We start from the raw sequence: 17600 nt of genomic DNA on the forward strand, positions 1-17600 counted from the left end.
AGGTTGAAAATGAAACTGAGCAAGTGCATGGTAGGGGGCTGGATTGTGATGATGATGGTGCTGGGCGGGTTGGCAGGCCCTGTGGCGGCCGCTGATGACGTCGTCGTTTTTGCTGCGGCGTCCACCACCAATGCCGTTACGGAAATTGGCGATCTTTTTGAGGCCCGGGGGCTGGGAACGGTGAAAACATCCTTTGCCTCGTCTTCCACCTTGGCAAAGCAGATCGCCAGTGGCGCGCCGGCTGATGTCTACCTGTCGGCCAATAAGAAATGGATGGATTTTCTTGCCGAGAAGGATGCCGTTGACAAGGCCGGCCGTTTCGATCTGTTGGGCAACAGCATTGTGATGATCGCCCCCCAGGACAGCCCCGTCAAGACCATCGAGATCAAGGCCGGGATGGACCTGGCCGGGCTGCTGGGCAAGGACGGACGCCTCTCCATGGGTGACCCCGACCATGTTCCGGCCGGTATGTACGGTAAAAACGCCATGCAGAAACTGGGGCTTTGGGATCAGGTCAAGGATCGGGTCGCACCGATGAAGGACGTGCGTGCCGCCCTGGTGCTGGTGGAGCGCGCCGAGGCACCATTGGGACAGGTGTATGCCACCGATGCGGCGATTTCCAAAAAAGTCCGCGTGGTGGGAACCTTTCCGGCCGACAGCCATCCGCCGATCGTCTACCCGGTGGCTGCCGTGACCGGTGGGAAGGCCGACGCGGCGGCGGCGTTCATGAAATTTCTCAAATCGTCCGAGGCACGGGCGGTCTTCGAAAAATATGGATTTGACGTGCGTTAATGCCTTTCTGGAACCTGACCGAAGTTGAGCTGGAGGCCCTGCGGCTGAGCCTGTGGGTCTCCGGCTGGGCCGTGGCCGCCAGTTTGCCTCTGGGCATTCTGGCGGCCTGGGTGTTGGCCCGGCTGCGTTTTCCGGGCAAGAATCTGCTCGACGGGCTGATTCACCTGCCGTTGGTCCTGCCGCCGGTGGTGACCGGTTACCTCTTGCTGGTGCTGCTGGGGCGCAACGGCGTGATCGGCGCGGCCCTTTACAAGTATCTGGGTATCGTGTTGGCCTTCAACTGGAAAGGGGCCGTGCTGGCCGCGGCCGTGATGTCTTTCCCGCTGCTGGTCCGGGCCGTGCGCCTCTCCCTCGAAGGGGTCGACCAGGGCCTTGAGGCGGCTGCCCGTACCCTGGGGGCCGGACCGCTGCGGGTTTTCTTCACGGTAACCCTGCCATTGATGGTGCCGGGCATCATTACCGGCCTGATCCTCGCCTTTGCACGCAGCCTGGGCGAATTCGGCGCCACGATCACTTTTGTGTCCAACATCCGCGGCCAGACCCAGACCCTGCCGCTGGCCCTTTACACGCTCACCCAGGTGCCCGACGGCGAAATGGGCGCCATGCGCCTGTGCATCCTGTCGGTGCTGATCGCCATGGTGGCCCTGATTTGCTCGGAGGTGCTGGCCAGGCGGTTTGCCCGGCGCATGCAGGGATGATATAGCCTTCAAGATAATGTTTTTGGGCAGCGTTATCGGTCGTTGCGGTATGGGTTATACAGCTTCCTCCCTCTGGCCTTGCCAAAAGCATTATCTTGAAGGCTATACTTTAATGGAAGGCCAATCGACCGCCATGGTTTTCGTCGGGTGATGGAGTTTTTGTGGAGATCAACGTTAAACGCCAACAGGGCAATTTTTTTGTGAATGCCGCTTTTCGCAGCGCAGATTCAGGTGTTACCGCCCTGTACGGTCCGTCCGGTGCCGGTAAGACGTCCATCGTCAATATGGTGGCCGGCCTGATGCGGCCCGATGCCGGTCGTATCGCGGTCAACGGCCATTGCCTGTTTGATTCGGGCCAGGGGATCGATCTGCCGCCGGAGCGGCGCCGCATCGGTTATGTGTTTCAGGATGGCCGGCTCCTGCCCCACCTGTCGGTGCGCAGCAATTTGACCTACGGCATGCGCCGGACCCCGCCGGATCGGCGCTTCGTGGATCTGGATGCGGTGGTCGACCTGCTCGGTATCGGCCACCTGCTCGACCGGCGACCGGCGAAACTCTCCGGTGGCGAGAAGCAGCGCGTGGCCATCGGCCGGGCCCTGCTCACCAGTCCGGCCATGTTGCTGATGGACGAACCGCTGGCCTCCCTGGATGCCTCGCGCAAATCCGAAGTGATGCCATTCATTTCACGCTTGAGCCGGGAGTTTGCCATCCCGATTCTCTACGTCAGCCATGCCCTGGATGAAATTCTCAACCTGGCCAATCACATGGTGGTGCTGGAGAAGGGCGGCGTTCTGGCCCATGGACGATTGGAGGAGCTGCTGGCCCGGCCGGACCTGCACAGCCGCCTGGGCCCGGATGACAGCGGATCGGTAATTTCAACCACCGTTGAGGTTCCCCAGGATGCCAGCGGCCTGACCCACCTTGGCTTCGGCGACTGTATTCTCAAGGTCGCTCCCATCGAGGCCTCCGCGGGCACGCCGGTGCGTGTGCGCGTTCCTGCCCGCAATGTGGCCATTGCCCTGGCGCCGCCGGGCCAAACCAGCTTTCAGAACGTTTTTGCCGGCAAGGTCGATGAGATTCTGGACAACCAAACCTTTTTTGTGGATGTGCGTTTGAACATCGGTGCGCCCCTGTGGGCGAGGATCACCCGCCAATCCTTCCAGGAACTGGACCTGAAAACGGGTCAACCGGTGTTTGCGCTGATCAAGAGCGTGGCGGTGTCGCTGGGTAGCGGGAGGGAAGGATAGCGATCGGCGTTGGATTTACCCCTTAAACAGGGCGCACGCGCCGATCAGTTGGTTCAGGGCGTCCGGGGCGCGTGCATCCACCACGGCTCGGGGCGTGAACCCCCAGCGCTCGGCAACCGATTCCACCAGCGTGCTCCGCACCGCCCAGATGTGCGTTTTGCCGGGTAACTCGATCAGCGCGGGCAGGCACGTTGCCCACCCTTGCCCCATCACCTCCAGTTTTCCCACCTCGTCAACAACGATGAGCGCTGCCGTGGCACAGCGACCCGTATCCAGCGCCCTTTTGCCGGCATGCATGCCTTGCGCATAGAATTCAAAGGCAATTTTCGCCCTGGCTTTTTCAGCGCGTCGAAAGGCCAGGGGTACGCGAATGCCGGATGAGAGGTCGACCAGATTGAACCCGGAGCGTCGGTTGTTTTCCCAAAGTCCTTCGGCAAGAATTCCGGCCACGGCAATCTGGTGCCGCCGGCACAAATCCACATAACGGGCGATCAGGGATGATTTGCCGGTGTGCTGGGGTGAGGTGACCATGACAATCGTGGGCGTCGTCGTCTTTTTTTCTTCCATCCGTGTTTCCGGCACTGGTTCAGTTGAATAGGTGTTGTAAGTGGCAGAATATACATAAAATAGCTGGACAATAGAAAATAAAAAATGTACGGTAATCTACCCCAACCATGATGAGAAGGAGTAGATTATGCTGTTATTTACATGCAAATGTCCCAATTGTTCGTCTGAAAATATCCGACATGACTATGTATATCGCACAATTTCTAACGGTGATAGGGAAATGTTTCTTTGTCAAGACTGCAAATATTCATTCTCAGAAACAAAAAACACCTTCCTGCAAGATATCAGAAAGCCTGTCAGTAAAATTTGGGAGGTCTTAAACGCCCGAACTGAGGGAACGTCACTCAATGCCACCTGCCGGATCTTTAAAATCGCTAAAAACACCCTTCTTGCCTGGGAAAGAAAATTTTCCTATCTTTATAGTACTTTATTTATCTATTCAATGGCGCATACGTTCATCCAGTCAGTCATTGAAGGTGATGAATTTTATACAAAAGTCAAAAAAAATGTTCCTGCTGAAGAATCTTCCGGATGGACTATTGTCCTCATGGATAGAGCCAGCCGTTTCATTTGGGAAATGAGCTGCGGTAAAAAGGACAGGTCCCTTTTTGAAAAAGCAATCAAAACCCTGGCGGAACTTGTCAACCAAACTGAAGACATAACCCTTCTGACAGATGGTGAACGTCGATATGGAAAAATTCTATTTGAAATATGCCACGAGCTTTTTCAAACTGGCATGCGTGGTCGTCCTCGAAAAGTGTTGAAAAAGGGAGTCACCGTCAGGGTAAAAAACAAAGGATCCCAAGCCCATAAGAAAGGACGCAAAAGGCCAAAATACCAGACAACATGTCCTCAACACCCTGAGACCACAAACCATATTACAGATAAGGAAACACACGCCAATCACGTTGAAGCCAACAATGCTGCAATGCGCCGAAAATGTTCCGCGTATAGAAGAAAAACAAACACATATGCAAAATCAGAAACCGGTCTTCAACGCGTGTTGAACGTTTATTGGGTTATCCATAACTTCCTCAGAGTTCACTTTACGACCAAAAAGGTGCCCGCTGTTAGTTTAGGAGTACTCGAATGCGAGATCACTCCAGAAGCACTTTTCAGTGCACAACATATTTAACTATTCAAAATTATGACTAATTAATTGCCTATTCAACTGAACCAGTGCCGTGTTTCCCGTTACTCGTTTTAAATCGTCTGCTCACCATTTATCGAATAAGGCTGGCGGAAAGAAATAATTCCCCCAGATCGCGCCGGATTTGTGGTCGTCTACAAGGCGCTGGCACTGGTGCATATCGAGAATATGTGTCTGTGGCAGCAACGCGGTAGACGGGCGCAAAGACAAGCAGGATGGGGGAATTATTTATGGCTCATCGCGGATTAGTGTGATTTTTCCCTATGATCAAAGTCATAGATATTTTACCCATTGATTTTACATCAAAAATTAAAACAACATGTTTGATTTTCACACTAATCCGCGATGAGCCTTATTTATTTCCGGCAACCTTACATAACCTTGCAGCATGTACTCCCCAAAGGCTTCCGTAGGGTGAGAGACTACAGCTTTCTGCACGCAAACGCCAAAAAGCTGCTATCGCTGGTTCAACTGGTCTTGCATGTGGTCATTCCGGAAATCGGGCTTCGCGGTCGTCCGGCATTCAAGTGCCCACGTTGTAAGTCACCCATGGTGGTCATCGGGTTTCGGTTGGAACCGGGATAGTCACAACATCGGCAAAAACCTGCCGTTCACTATTAATACAGGAGGACTCGCCGACTTTATGAAAAACATCAATGACCACTATGCCTGCTCAAGGCCGTCGCACGAGTACGCCCAAAAGAAGCTTCGATTTTCAAAGATCTGTATTCCCAGCCTTCTTCCGAAAAAGATATTTCCTTTATAAATAGATCATCCTTCAAGTCGGGCTTGTTCAACAACCGGATAAGATCGTGGCTTGCTGCGCTCTCACGATCTATCCTTATTCGTTTTCGTCAGCGCAAATATTGTTAAATCAAATATTTTTTGAATAATAAATGAACAACAAATGATGCAAGGTAAACAAAGAAAAACCAAATAGAAAAATTGATATAAATATACTTCAGGAAAATATATTTTTTTAAAGTTTATGTAAATTAGACGATGGAAAAGATACATACAATAACTTGAATAGCTAAGGAATATAATAATTTTGCAAGCATGTTTTGAAGATACAGATAAATATTTAAATGATTGAAATAGAAAGTATGAACATGATAAAATCATTGGGATATACATTAATAATTTTAGTTGCTCATGTGGAGCTTTAAAAAACGAAAAGATAACACTTGAAATCATTATAATTATTGTAAAACTATTATTAGTTCTATGGATACTTTCATTTTTATTAGCGACAAATACACCCAAAGCGAATGAAGGAAAATACATTACAAATCTAACATCTAACATTCTTGTGAAATATGAGTATATCATTAATAAAGTAATAAAAATTAGGTAATAAAAAATTAAGCGGTTTGCTTTAATACTTTTAGAACAATGGATTAAAAATGGTGAAATAACATAAAATAAAATTAACATTGTAATGAACCAAAGAGTCACCGGGGCAGGCTTTAATAGCATTGAAATCATAACGCCAGCTTTAACCGATGTGATAACATTTGATAAATTAAAAAGTGTGAATAAATAGATAGCAATTATATAAAGTGGGTAAATTCTAAGTAGTCGCTTTTTATAAAAAGCAATGATATTATGTTTGTTAATTATTAGATCTTCGCCTCCAATAAAATACCCCGAGATAAAAACAAAAGTGCCGAGAATTATTAAAGTAAGCCTGCGGGTAAAAGGATTATAATATTCAGGGAATGCCTTTGTATAATTAAACATATGCCAAAATCCAACTATGTACAGTATGCTTAAACCTCTAAGTAGATCTATGCCGATGTTCCTATTTTTTATGAGATTGTTCATATTATCTCCACGCTAACATTAGTTACTAAAGTTTCCCCTTTTTGAAAGCAGCCCGGCGGGGTGAGTACTACTAAAGAATGTTGATATTACCTGTAATAACAAATAGTTAGTAAAACAGCGGTCGTCTGTAGCCTATTGTAATCATTACAGGACAGGTATAGGAACCGATTTTTGGTGATATGATATATATTTATAGTTAATACAATATGTTAGTGCTAATTGCGAGGCTCGGTTGTGGTATATTTCTTCTTCCACAAACAAACAACCCAACCGAAGGCCTCGCATGCTTATCCTACACGACATCCTTGAAAAACTCAAAAACGAATTTGCTCAGTCCAGTAAAGGTCAGGAACGGGGGATATGGTTCGTATACACGATCGTGGCGATCATTGTTCCTTTCGCCTCATCAAGGACCTCAAACATTCTACGGTGCTTGAAGACGGTGTTCGGCTTTTCCGGGATCGGTCGTAAAAAGTTCTATACCTTCATGGCATCCCCACGGATTCCATGGCAACGGTTATAACTGATTCCGCAGCCAACGACCGGCTGGCTCTGGATGACAGTATCAACGCCAAGACAGGCAAGAAGATTTTCGCTTGCGACAAGGTTTTCGAGGCCGCCCGCGTAAATATGGCCGCAAGCTGGGGAATGCGGCGGCGCTGGCCGTTCGATTCAAATCACTGGCAAAGGAATACATCGTCAACCTGTATGGCCGCAACCGGAACGTCGTAGCCTATGAACGCGTGGTGATGCTCAAGACCATCCGATGTGCGGTCAAGGTGGTCTGGATCTATCGTAAGACGCAGTGGGTGGCACTTTATTCCACCGACCTGTCCCTTTCGGCTTTCGGCTGAGTCTCCTTATAATGTGATGAAAATCGGGTTAGATCAGAATCTCCGCGTCAATTATGCGGTTAATCTCCGTTTGCCAGTACTCCAGCATCTCCATTTTTAGAGCCCGTGGGAGGCGGCATCGCCATATTCCAAGGGTGCGAGAATGTCATCGTCGGCGATGCCGCAACATTGCTGTAGGGTTATGGGGTAGGCAACCATTCTGGAGTTGACCGCTTTTTTATCGGCAGGGGGACAACTTGTGAAAATCGAGCTGGCCGCAGTTCGTGCAGCGATATCCTTTGAATGTAAATCGTATTGATGTGGATTTTGAAAAAAATTATAAATAAAATAATTTAAATAAAATCAGATAGAAAAAAGAATTTTAGAGTGGAATAGGCACAAACAGATTTTAATGAAAACAATAAAAATGTCACTAATTGAGGATTGTTCAAGCATGGTATTCAATTATTTGTCGATATTTATTTTTGTCCAGAGGCTTTTTGGAACGAGTCTAAATATAGATTCAATAAGATGATTGGGGCTGTTCGGATGGGGCATTGAAGCCGATTGGAGGAATGTCTGGCCTATCTTGGATATTTAGAATAGAACTCAATATAAATAAACAAATAATATTAATCAGTTGATAGCTTTAAGTTTTTCATACCGAAGTAGTCTATATAAAAAATAATATACTGAAAAATATGGAAAATATTAATTTTATTTTTGGATAACAAAAAAAGTTCTTGACAAAGCGGAGGTATTGTCTTTGAATGGCACTCAGCTTAGGTGAACAGTATTCATAATTTAACAAAATCTCATATTTTATGCGAGCAGGCTATAAAAAAACCCATCTTTAATACTCTGGCCGCCTGTTATACTTGCTTGCTTGCCTGTTTGTGGTTTCAACGATGATCATAATGACAACATAATGATTGATCAAAGGAGGATTACCATGACGATTTGTGGCGAATGCTAAGGCAAAAATAGTGTAACGCTTCCCGTTCTGTTTATTCAGGCCCCGTTTAAAAAATATCCCAAATATATTAATGCGTTAGTGATCATTGGCTGCCTTTAGGACGTTGCAAAATAATGTAACTTTTTCATCGTATTTCAGGCCTTGAAGCATCTTATGCCGCTGCGCGTTAGCGGTTAATAGAGAAACGATGCAATAACAATCGACTTTACGAGAGTTAAAAAAAGTTACGATGTGGGATTTAGATTAACAGGTCTTGGGAGAAAGCTGATTCGCCGCAGAGTGAGGGAAGAGATTGTTTTTTGGAGCCTACATGGGATGAAGATTGGCGAGAAAGTCGACCGCCAGATTTAAATCGACGAAGCTATGGCCCAGTTCTTTGGCCTTGTCGCGGCAATCCGTGCAAATTTCCTTGAATTTTCTCATATCGCCCCTGGTGGCCACATAAATCTGTTCGATGGCTTCAGATTCAAAATCCTTGTATTCCAGGATGAAATCCTCGACTACGATGGGATACAGAATCAAGGTTTTCAATCGGCTGAGGATATCCGGATGCTGGCTGGTCAAATATGTCCTCACCTTTGGCAGTCCGGCCAAAACGATGGGCACGTGCGCGTCCATGATTCGTTTCAGGTAGGGCCAAACCCTTTTTTCGATGTCATTGGCCTCGTCGATGATGATGTAATAATCGGTCAGATTGCGGATCAGCTTCAAATGATGGGGCGTGCGCCGATAAGTGGCCACCGCCTCGTAGTTCAACCCTTGAAGGATGGAGGCCAACATTTCATGCACATTGAAAAGCGACTCCACCCATACGCCTTGAAGTTTTTTGGGTTTGAGCAGTTCGAGGAAACGAGTTTTTCCGACACCATATTCGCCCTCGATCAATACGCTCTGTCCCCGGTAGATCCGGTTGTATACCGCGGATAGATAGGAGACCCGGCGCTTATCGTTTATAAAACTTTGTTTTCGCTGCATGAGGCATACGGGGCCAAAGGGTTGTTTGACAATTGTCTTTCGCAATCCAAAATGAACGCATTGAAAAGCGCCTTGCCGGTGATGGTTTCAGGCTGGCGTAGTTTGATCGCGTAAGCGATATATCGTTTCCGGTGTTGCCGATAGATTGTTTGGGCGGCATCGAGGGTCAAACCCCGAAGATGGATGTCAATCAGTCGTGGCCTGTCCACCGCCATCTTTTTCTCCTGCAGAAAAGCGCTGATCAATTCAACCGCGTTGGGTTCGGTGCCTGCCTTTTTGACCGGCTTTTCGTAAGGTTCCCGGCGCAGCGCTTCACCCAGCAGGATACCGTTTTCCTTATGCTCGAAGATAAACAGCTTGTCGCCAAGATCGGAGATATACACCTTGGTGCTCTTGTGGCGGCTGAAGTGTTGCGCGCCAACGGCCACATAGTAGGTCTGCTTTTTGAAAGTAATGATGCCTTTCGCCCCCACGGTGGCGTTGATCTTGTCATAGCCGTATTTGACGAAATGGCGTACGTCATCCGCACTGAACGTTATCCACTCGTATTGGGCAAGACCGTCGTCAAACTTCTCCTTGGGCACCCAGGCCGATGTTTTACCGTTCACAGAATAATAGTGCTTTTGCTCATTGTGCTGCCGGCGATAGGCTTCGAGTAAACCACTCTGGCGCAGCGTTGCAAGATCGATGTCGAGATAGGTGATGGTAATTTTTCCTTTTTTGCCCTTTTTGTAGATATAGCCCGGTTCTGTCTTAACGATGCGGTCTTCAAAGTGCTTGATGATCCGCATTTCAAAATGATGGATGCTGCGATGGGATGATTCCAGATGTGCTTTGTCCTTGGGCGCATGGATGCGTGAGAAGTTTGGTTGCAGATAAAATCCGCCTGGCAATGAAAATTTGATGTTCAGTTCGTTGATGGGGCGTTTCAGGTTGACAAAACCCTTTGCATTGTCCGGTCTCAGCCGTATCTTTTTTTGCGGAAAGGGGGTGCTCACCAAAAATTTCTCGAACAGGTCCACCGAATTTAGACTGCTTTCGGAAAAATAGGCGTCAAGCACAAGCATGTTGCGCGATCCGGTGTCAAAAAACTCGATCACCTGGGGCTTGGCCCAAACGCCGTCGTCCGATCGAATCTTGAAATAGCGAAACCTGCATCCGTCCATTTGAATCAAATCGAAGACCGGTTCGTCCTTAAAGCAGACGCTGGGATCGTTCTTTTCCTCGAAGTCTGGTTTTTCCAAATAGACCTTGAGGTTGGCTTGCCTGGCAAAACGCCTTAAAGCGCTAAGTGAGATGCTACGTTCGAACTCTTGTTCGAGCCAGGCGTGGTAATTTTTGATGGTTCGTCCATGGCGGGTGATAAATACAAAACGATCGTCCGATGGATCGCTGGAAGCCTTGACCATCTCGATGAAGCGGTTTTGGATTTTTTCGGTCAAGACCCGGCGCCGGCCGCTGCACTTTCTGCCTTCCATGATGCCTTGGCCGGCAAGCAGCAGCGGTTTGGGAATGACGCCGGTCTTACGGTATTGATCCATGTAATATTTTTTGGCCCTGCGTTTGGCGCTGCCGGTTTTGTCCATGATCTTTTTGTGCAGCAAGATCAGGAAACGGTCGTCCATGGGCAGTTGTTCAAAGTCTTTGTCTTTCATGACGAATGATTTTCTCTTTCATCACTTTCAGCCAGAATAAGGCCGCTTGTCTGGATGTCGTTTGCCAATCATCGTTTTGCGCCGACCGAATCTGTTCCAGCATGGCCATCACGGCCGTTTTATAGTCTGCGCTGATGATATCGACCACAGACGCATTCTTTTTTTTGACATGCTTGGCCTTTAGGGTTTGATGGGCGTACTTTCTAATATTCTTAGCCGTGAGCGCCATGCCGGATGCGATAAATGCACGCCAGATCTTGCGTTGATCCTCTTTTGTAAAACGCGTTAGAATCCTGGCCTGGTATTCATTCTCCGGAAGGATGCCGTCGCCAATTGGAGACAAATTGTCGATGACATTGGCGGCCTTAATCAGACGATATGCCTGGGATCGGGCCATATCCCACCGGTCCTTGACATAGCCTTCAAACGAATCGAACAGCAAATCTCGAAACAATTGATCGTCTCGAATCTGCTTTAATGCCTTACCGGTTTGGTGAAAATGGTGTTGATTGGCAGCGATGATCTCCTCCAATTGGGTGAGTCGGTTGTTGGCCATCTGTTCACCCGATGCTCATCCGTTTCCCGATATCGCCAAGCAGTTGATTCAATTCCAACCGTTGGTCCGTTAAAGGATCCGGTCTGTTTGGTACAAGGGTTTGCAAATATTTGACACTGTCAACGAATCCAAGGCCTTTCACGGTCATGACCAAATCAATCGGGTTGAAGTTTTTCTCGCAAAGAAAGCACCTGGCGAGATTGGTCTTGGGGTTGGTCGCGGTTTGAAATTCATTGCATAGCGGGCATAGAAAACGAAAAATGCCTTCGATCACTTTAGATGGGATATGAAGCTGTTCTTTGATCAGCCAGTCAACCGGGATCCGATTGCGCAGTTGAAACAGTTCTCCCCCTGTAAACCGTCGTCTCATGATATTGGCCTCCTTATCTGCGTAAAAAATCCTGAAAAAGATTTCATCCATAACCACGGCGTGGAAAATGGCTCACAATTTCACCCGGCCGACCGCAAAAATGGCAGCGGCATCGAAAACCGAGGCGAAAAGGTACCGAAATTTCGATCTGTGGTGGCAACATAACCCGTTTAAAAGGGCTTGTTGAAGTATGATCATCCATGTTTTTTCTACGTGGATCGATTTCACGATGCCGACGACGGTTTTCGGCAAGACGGTGGGCTTTTTTACCTTTATCGGTTTTACGGTAGCGTCGCTGCGCTTTTCGACGGGACTGGAGACGACCGGCGATGCGGCATGCATCGCAACAATAAGCATGCCCACGAAAGCAGCACCGGCACACACAAAAAACGGTGTTGCACCAACGACAGGATATTTGGATCAGCTTTACCATCCGGCCTTGAAAGTGGCCGGAGTTTAAAGTAATTTACTTAATGAACATCCGGCCTTGATACGGAGTTCACCCTGAAAGCCCGGAAGTGATGGTTCCGGGCTTTCTCCTCATTTTCTTGGACCATGACAATACCCACTTTACAACCTACAAAAACTTTTTGGTAAAAACGATTGCCGGCGGGAGCTATTGCGGCGGGGTAGCGTGGTAGGTTTATTGATTTTTGGGGCGGGGTCTCGCTGCGGGATAGTAGAACCAACCGTTACACTTTTGCCGCATAGGCGGGGTAGGCCGTTACACTATTTTTGCCTTAGCAGGCGAATGTGTGCAATTTTTCAAGATCCCGGAAACGGATCTGGATTTCGAGGCGGGCAAAGGTGATTGCATTCGTGAAAGGCGGGATCAAAAAGGGCGGTTCTGGCTTTCCAAGCCGGTGTTCGAGACCGACCCCGGCTGTGAAGAGATGCGGCCGAAACCTTGATGGCATATCCAAGCAACGCAACAGGGAGGATCGAAAATGGCGACGACTGAAAGAACGACGCGACTAAAGGAAAGATGCCGGTATAAGCATGTGGCCGGTGGAGAGTATGTCGATCCGGCCGTCAGGGCCGGCGTGGAGCGCGCCCGCTATGTTACTGAATCCCATAAGCAGCATGTGGGCAAGCCGATATGCATCCAACGGGCCAGGGGCCTTGAGAACATTCTCAAGAAGATGACGGTTCATATTCAAGACGATGAACTGATCGTGGGAGCAAATACCGAACATCCGGATTACTTTCCCATGTACCCCGAGCTTTCCTATTTCGCCACCATTGACATGGTGGAAAGCCCCTACTGCAAAGATAAAGAAGAGATGCGCGAAATTGCCGAGTACTGGCGCCCGTTCACCATTCAGCGCAAGGGCGAATTTTATTTCACCCAGGAAGAACTAGATATCATGTATTCGGCCACGACAGTCCAGCCGCCCATGTTCGTAACGGCCTTCTCCAGTATCATGCCGAACTACGAGTCGGTGCTTGAGGATGGGCTTGAAAAACGGATCCAGATGGTGGAGGCCAAGCTCGCCGAGGCCAACGCCGAGATGCGCAAAACCCCCTGGATTGCCAAGGACAAACTGGCTTTCATGGACAAGATCGATCAATGGACGGCCATGTCCATTGCGCTCAAAGCGGTGTTGGCCTGGGCTCAGCGATATGCGCGCCTGGCCAAGATTATCGCGGAGAATTTTGAAAGCGACGATTCGCGCAAAGAAGAACTGCTCGAAATATCGGACATCTGCCGCCATGTTCCGGCCAACCCGCCCCGGGGGTTGCGCGATGCCATGCAGGCCAAATGGTTCACCTACCTGCTCTGCCACTCCATCGAGCGATACAGCAGCGGTTATGGCCAGAAAGAGGACAAAATCCTATGGCCGTTTTACAAGGCCAGCGTGATCGACCAGACCGCCCAGCCCATGACCCGAGAGGAGGCGGTGGAACTGTTTGAGTGCGAACGCCTGAAGGTCTCCGAGCATGGCAGTACCAAGGGGCGCCAGCTGCGTGAGTTTTTTGCCGGGGCCAACGACCTTTTCATTCTCACCCTGGGGGGCATCAATGCCGATGGCAGCGATGGCTGCAACGACTGCACGGATGCCATTCTGGATGCCACCGAAAGCATCATGACCACCGAACCGTCGATTGCCTTCCGTTGGAATAAAAACGGCCGCCTTGAAACCAAACGCCGGGTTTTCAATAATATCAAAAAAGGCTTTGGCTTCCCGTCCATTAAAAACGACGAGAAAAACACCGAGCAGCTGATCAAGTACTTCAATGTCCCCGAAGCGCAGGCGCGTGAATGGGCGCTGGTGCTGTGCATGTCGCCGGGGGTCACCGGTCGGCGGGGAACCCAGAAAACCCGGAGTGAGGGCGGCAGTGATCTTTATCCGGCCAAATTGCTCGAAATTGCGCTCAACGACGGTTTCGACAGCTTTTTCACCGACACCCAGTTGGGGCCCAAAACCGGGGATGCCAACAAATTCAAATCCATTGAAGATGTCTGGTCGGCGTTGCAGGCCCAGGCGCGCTTTGCCATCGATCTGACGATCCGTTCCAAGGATGTCGGCCGGGTGCTGGAAGCCAAGTACCTGTGCTGTCCGTTCATTTCCAGCATTGACGACGGTTGTGTGGAAAAGGGCATGGATGCCAACGAACTGGCCGAAATCCCCAACCCCTGGCACAACCTGATCGGCGGCAACATCGTCGTAGTCGACTCGCTGGCGGCGATTCAGAAGCTGATTTTCGAAGAGCACAAGTACACCATGGAAGAACTGCTCACCGCTCTGAGGAACAACTGGGAAGGTCATGAGGAGATGCGCATCGATTTCTGGAATGCGCCGAAGTTCGGTAACGATGATCCCTACGTCGACAGCATCGCCGAGCGTTACTATGATATGATGGCCGACGAGTTCAAGCGGGTGCGGACCTACTCGGGAACCTATCCGCTGCCCTTGGGCCAGTCCGTGGCCGGTTATATCGTCAATGGGCCCAAAACCGGCGCCACGCCCAACGGCCGCCATGCTGGTGAAGCGCTGGATGACGGCGGCATTTCGCCCTACATGGGGTGCGACAGCAAGGGGCCGACGGCCGTTCTCAAATCGGTGGCCAAAGTCGACACCACCAAATATAAGGGCATGCTGCTGAACCAGCGGATGTCTCCAGAAATGATGAGCAGCGAAGCGGGCTTCGATTTGTGGCTTTCCTACATGAATACCTGGCATTCCATGAACATCGATCATGTTCAGTTCAATGTGATCTCATCGGATGACATGCGGGAAGCTCAGAAAGAACCGGAAAAATTTCCGGATACGATCGTGCGCGTGGCCGGATACAGCGCGAAGTTCATTGATCTGGCCCGTTACTCACAGGATACCATTATCGCACGTACGGAGCAGGATTTGAGGGGGTGATCCGGATTCTGCTTGCGTCGGACCAATTATATAATGAATAGAATGTATTTTATGGGGGTCTCCCGGTCGGCGGGCGGCTCCCATGGCTGACCGATTTGTCCGCTATTTTTTTGATTCCATCTTATAATATGGAGGGCCCCTGACCATGGCAACCTGCAAAGACTGTAAATACATTACTCCTTCACCCACTGGTGATCCCACCAAGGGAGTCTGCATCCAGGCAAGATCCGAACTCCCGAAGACACAGAAGACCACCACGGCCATCAAGGGCAAGATGGTAAAAAAGGCCGATGATGCCTGCGATAAGTTCGAAGGCGGCGAATCCTGGAAAAACATAAAAGATTTATTGTGATTCCACGCTACCGAAGGGAAGGGGGCTTTGTATGGAAAATGAATCAACCAACCGGGACGAACAGTTTTTCATCACCAATATTCAGCGCTTTTCGGTAAACGATGGACCGGGTATCCGAACCACCGTCTTTCTCAAAGGCTGCCCGCTTCAATGTGCCTGGTGCCACAATCCTGAATCCATCAGTCCGTTGCAGGATTTCTTTTTTGACGAAGAAAAATGCGTTCGTTGCGGGGCATGTGCGCAAGTTTGCCCCGAGGATGCGATCCAACCCCCGGTAAAACGAAAATTTGTGCAAGATATCGAGGTGAGACCGATCATCTCTTCGTCGGGTTCGATCCTGGACAAGATCAAGGACGGTACGTTCGGGTCTGAAGAGATGGTCCGCTCGACCCGAGCCATGGCCGACGAGGAATCCATGGCCGCCGAGATCGCCCCCCCGCGCTTTGACCGGGATAAATGCGTCCGATGCATGGAGTGCGTCAATGCCTGCCATTACGGGGCGCTGACCACTGCGGGGCGATGCACCACCGTTGATGACGTTTACCAGGAGGTGTTGGAAGACAGACGGTTTTATGAAACATCAGGAGGCGGCATGACCATCTCCGGTGGTGAGCCCCTGATGCAGCCCGACGTGACCCGGAAGTTGTTTGAACGAGCATGTCAGGACCACATCCATACGACCCTGGATACCACCGGCCTGGCCAAGTGGGAAACCATTGAACGAATCCTTCCCTATGTCAATCTTGTGTTGTTCGATATCAAGACGCTGGATGATGCCAAACACAGAAAATGGACCGGTGTTTCCAATCGGCTGATCCTGGAGAATGTAAGAAGAATTGCCTCCTTTGGCACAAAAATCAGGCTGCGCTGCGTGATCGTTCACGATGTCAATTACTGGGATCTGGGTCATGCGCGCGGTATCGTCGAATTTGCCAAAACCCTGGGCGAGGCGGTGGTGGGGATCGACCTCATGCCCTATCATAATTTTGCGGATAAAAAATACGAAAAGCTCGGGAGAAAACATTTTTTCAAGGGGTTTCCGAACATCTTTAGAGAAGATATCGAGGATTATCGTGAACTGATCGAGAAGAACGGCCCCTGGAAGCCCACCGTCGGCGGGTTGATCGGGTCCGACAACGGCAGCGTCGGTTATATGCCCAATTTGTTCAATGCGGTCTCTTCCGCTTGAACAAGGGGGCGGCGCACATCCGTAGGAGAATGTTGGGAGAACCGGCTTAACGCCGTATTCCCCATCCCGAGCGTGTTGATGCCCACTTCTGGCGAATCATTCCAAGCTCCGCCATGATGAACCCCCAAGCGCATTTCAGAAGGCGCCGACCAGAGGTAGCGACCATTGAATTCATACCCGAAAAACAATACCTTGCTGATCCCGGAGCATGACCCGTATTATTACACGGACAATGAAACCCTGAACATGCTCAGGATCATTCACACCATTTCCCGGAAGCATCCGGTCAATGTGCTGGTCGCCGGACGGCAGGGATGTGGGAAGTCCTCCATCGTCAAACAGTATGCCGCGGTCTATAAAAAACCACTGGCCACGTTTCAGGTGGGGATCCTGTCGGAACCGGGACAGCTGTTTGGCGAATATACCCTTGAAGACGGAGAAACCCGGTATAAGCAATTTCTCTTTCCGCAAGCCATTCAGACACCCGATTGCGTGATTCATCTGGAGGAGATCAATCGCCCCGAACATCCCAAGGCGCTGAACATGCTCTTCTCGATCCTGTCCGATGACCGGGAAGTCTGGATGGACGAATTGGGCACCCTGAAAGTTGCCGACGGTGTCACTTTCTTCGCCACCCTGAATGAAGGCGATGAGTACATCGGTACGGAATTGCTCGATCCCGCCCTGCGTGACCGGTTTTATATCCTGCTCATGGATTACCTGCCCAAAGTGGTGGAAAAAGAGGTGCTGATCAAAAAAACCGGTATTTCCCAGAGCCAGGCCGATGAGATTATCGAAGCGATCGGCTCCCTGCGCGGCAATTCAGATATGGCACTTGAAATTTCCACGCGTACCACGCTGATGATCGGTGAGGTGGTCGCCGCCGGCGGCACTCTTCGAGATGCGATTGTCACCTGCCTCCAGACCGGCAAGGACGCCCTCGAGTCGATCCTGCTGTCCCTGCAGATTGAAAAGGGCATCACCGAGAAAAGCGATTTGGACTACCTTCGCTTTACCCCGGAAATGGTATCGTAGGGCG

General features: G+C 49.9%; 16 protein-coding genes and 2 pseudogenes. 12 read left to right on the top strand and 6 right to left on the bottom strand.

The annotated features are described in order from the left end of the window. Nucleotides 1-9 precede the first annotated feature (9 nt). The 3 genes from modA to modC all read left to right on the top strand — a co-directional run bounded on the left by modA (nucleotide 10) and on the right by modC (nucleotide 2737). Nucleotides 10-792, top strand: a complete 783-nt coding sequence (modA, locus tag GN112_RS32985; RefSeq protein WP_155313998.1) for a molybdate ABC transporter substrate-binding protein — start codon at nucleotides 10-12, stop codon at nucleotides 790-792. After that, entirely contained in the window at nucleotides 792-1490 is a 699-nt protein-coding gene (gene modB, locus GN112_RS32990; protein ID WP_155313999.1) for a molybdate ABC transporter permease subunit, read from the top strand. Before modA ends, modB begins: the two co-directional genes overlap by 1 nt. 161 nt (nucleotides 1491-1651) lie before the next feature. Next, nucleotides 1652-2737: a molybdenum ABC transporter ATP-binding protein gene (gene modC, locus GN112_RS32995; protein ID WP_155314000.1), complete on the top strand. Its 1086-nt coding sequence runs from the start codon at nucleotides 1652-1654 to the stop codon at nucleotides 2735-2737. 15 nt (nucleotides 2738-2752) lie between these two features. Here modC and GN112_RS33000 read toward each other — a convergent pair whose 3' ends face one another. Beyond that, nucleotides 2753-3304, bottom strand: coding sequence for a nucleoside-triphosphatase (locus GN112_RS33000; RefSeq protein ID WP_155314001.1), 552 nt, complete (start codon nucleotides 3302-3304; stop codon nucleotides 2753-2755). 127 nt (nucleotides 3305-3431) lie between these two features. Between GN112_RS33000 and GN112_RS33005 the strand changes: the two genes are divergently transcribed. Both GN112_RS33005 and GN112_RS33010 read left to right on the top strand, forming a co-directional pair. After that, a complete protein-coding gene (locus GN112_RS33005) occupies nucleotides 3432-4439 on the top strand; it encodes an IS1 family transposase (RefSeq protein ID WP_155308629.1) in 1008 nt (335 codons plus the stop codon). Nucleotides 4440-4826: 387 nt separating this feature from the next. Then, nucleotides 4827-5039 (top strand): annotated as a pseudogene (locus GN112_RS33010) (IS91 family transposase); the annotation flags it as partial. Nucleotides 5040-5282: 243 nt separating this feature from the next. Here the strand turns inward: GN112_RS33010 and GN112_RS35530 are convergent. Next, a complete protein-coding gene (locus GN112_RS35530) occupies nucleotides 5283-6281 on the bottom strand; it encodes an acyltransferase family protein (protein WP_155314002.1) in 999 nt (332 codons plus the stop codon). A gap of 283 nt (nucleotides 6282-6564) precedes the next feature. Between GN112_RS35530 and GN112_RS35590 the strand changes: the two are divergent. Next, nucleotides 6565-7126 (top strand): annotated as a pseudogene (locus GN112_RS35590) (IS701 family transposase); the annotation flags it as partial. A gap of 1270 nt (nucleotides 7127-8396) precedes the next feature. Here GN112_RS35590 and GN112_RS33030 read toward each other — a convergent pair. From GN112_RS33030 to GN112_RS33045, 4 genes are read right to left on the bottom strand one after another with little or no spacing between them, the layout of a single operon-like run. Next, nucleotides 8397-9065, bottom strand: coding sequence for an AAA family ATPase (locus tag GN112_RS33030; RefSeq protein ID WP_155309036.1), 669 nt, complete (start codon nucleotides 9063-9065; stop codon nucleotides 8397-8399). Further along, nucleotides 9041-10720, bottom strand: coding sequence for an integrase (locus GN112_RS33035; protein WP_155309035.1), 1680 nt, complete (start codon nucleotides 10718-10720; stop codon nucleotides 9041-9043). The genes GN112_RS33030 and GN112_RS33035 overlap by 25 nt, the downstream gene beginning before the upstream one ends. Next, nucleotides 10701-11276, bottom strand: coding sequence for a plasmid partition family protein (locus tag GN112_RS33040; protein ID WP_155309688.1), 576 nt, complete (start codon nucleotides 11274-11276; stop codon nucleotides 10701-10703). The genes GN112_RS33035 and GN112_RS33040 overlap by 20 nt, the downstream gene beginning before the upstream one ends. A gap of 4 nt (nucleotides 11277-11280) precedes the next feature. Beyond that, on the bottom strand, nucleotides 11281-11646 hold the full coding sequence (locus GN112_RS33045) for a hypothetical protein (protein ID WP_197743251.1): 366 nt from the start codon (nucleotides 11644-11646) through the stop codon (nucleotides 11281-11283). A 229-nt stretch (nucleotides 11647-11875) separates the two neighbouring features. On the opposite strand from GN112_RS33045, the gene GN112_RS33050 reads away from it, so the two are divergent. The 6 genes from GN112_RS33050 (at nucleotide 11876) to GN112_RS33075 (ending at nucleotide 17596) form a co-directional block, all read left to right on the top strand. Beyond that, nucleotides 11876-12106 carry a hypothetical protein gene (locus GN112_RS33050; protein ID WP_155309029.1) on the top strand — a complete coding sequence of 77 codons (231 nt, stop codon included), beginning with the start codon at nucleotides 11876-11878 and terminating at the stop codon, nucleotides 12104-12106. 295 nt (nucleotides 12107-12401) lie between these two features. Continuing rightward, complete coding sequence (locus GN112_RS33055; protein ID WP_155314005.1) at nucleotides 12402-12557, top strand: benzylsuccinate synthase gamma subunit family protein; 156 nt, start codon at nucleotides 12402-12404, stop codon at nucleotides 12555-12557. Nucleotides 12558-12593: 36 nt separating this feature from the next. Beyond that, the gene (locus GN112_RS33060) at nucleotides 12594-15020 is read left to right on the top strand and encodes a glycyl radical protein (RefSeq protein ID WP_155314006.1); all 2427 of its coding nucleotides are present in this window, start codon (nucleotides 12594-12596) and stop codon (nucleotides 15018-15020) included. A gap of 145 nt (nucleotides 15021-15165) precedes the next feature. Then, nucleotides 15166-15372, top strand: coding sequence for a hydrogenase (locus GN112_RS33065; protein ID WP_155314007.1), 207 nt, complete (start codon nucleotides 15166-15168; stop codon nucleotides 15370-15372). Between the two features lie 31 nt (nucleotides 15373-15403). Beyond that, a complete protein-coding gene (locus GN112_RS33070; protein ID WP_155314008.1) occupies nucleotides 15404-16561 on the top strand; it encodes a glycyl-radical enzyme activating protein in 1158 nt (385 codons plus the stop codon). A 165-nt stretch (nucleotides 16562-16726) separates the two neighbouring features. Continuing rightward, entirely contained in the window at nucleotides 16727-17596 is an 870-nt protein-coding gene (locus GN112_RS33075; RefSeq protein WP_231717204.1) for an AAA family ATPase, read from the top strand. Nucleotides 17597-17600: the final 4 nt, after the last annotated feature.

The sequence above is a fragment of the Desulfosarcina ovata subsp. ovata genome (assembly GCF_009689005.1).
Taxonomy (GTDB): domain Bacteria; phylum Desulfobacterota; class Desulfobacteria; order Desulfobacterales; family Desulfosarcinaceae; genus Desulfosarcina; species Desulfosarcina ovata.

Bases quoted from the DNA above. Each gene is read 5' to 3' on its own strand.
- modA (WP_155313998.1), top strand. From the start codon at position 10: ATGAAACTGAGCAAGTGCATGGTAGGGGGCTGGATTGTGATGATGATG.
- modB (WP_155313999.1), top strand. From the start codon at position 792: ATGCCTTTCTGGAACCTGACCGAAGTTGAGCTGGAGGCCCTGCGGCTG.
- GN112_RS33000 (WP_155314001.1), bottom strand. From the start codon at position 3,304: ATGGAAGAAAAAAAGACGACGACGCCCACGATTGTCATGGTCACCTCA.
- GN112_RS33005 (WP_155308629.1), top strand. From the start codon at position 3,432: ATGCTGTTATTTACATGCAAATGTCCCAATTGTTCGTCTGAAAATATC.
- GN112_RS35530 (WP_155314002.1), bottom strand. From the start codon at position 6,281: ATGAACAATCTCATAAAAAATAGGAACATCGGCATAGATCTACTTAGA.
- GN112_RS33030 (WP_155309036.1), bottom strand. From the start codon at position 9,065: ATGCAGCGAAAACAAAGTTTTATAAACGATAAGCGCCGGGTCTCCTAT.
- GN112_RS33035 (WP_155309035.1), bottom strand. From the start codon at position 10,720: ATGAAAGACAAAGACTTTGAACAACTGCCCATGGACGACCGTTTCCTG.
- GN112_RS33040 (WP_155309688.1), bottom strand. From the start codon at position 11,276: ATGGCCAACAACCGACTCACCCAATTGGAGGAGATCATCGCTGCCAAT.
- GN112_RS33045 (WP_197743251.1), bottom strand. From the start codon at position 11,646: ATGAGACGACGGTTTACAGGGGGAGAACTGTTTCAACTGCGCAATCGG.
- GN112_RS33050 (WP_155309029.1), top strand. From the start codon at position 11,876: ATGCCGACGACGGTTTTCGGCAAGACGGTGGGCTTTTTTACCTTTATC.
- GN112_RS33060 (WP_155314006.1), top strand. From the start codon at position 12,594: ATGGCGACGACTGAAAGAACGACGCGACTAAAGGAAAGATGCCGGTAT.
- GN112_RS33065 (WP_155314007.1), top strand. From the start codon at position 15,166: ATGGCAACCTGCAAAGACTGTAAATACATTACTCCTTCACCCACTGGT.
- GN112_RS33070 (WP_155314008.1), top strand. From the start codon at position 15,404: ATGGAAAATGAATCAACCAACCGGGACGAACAGTTTTTCATCACCAAT.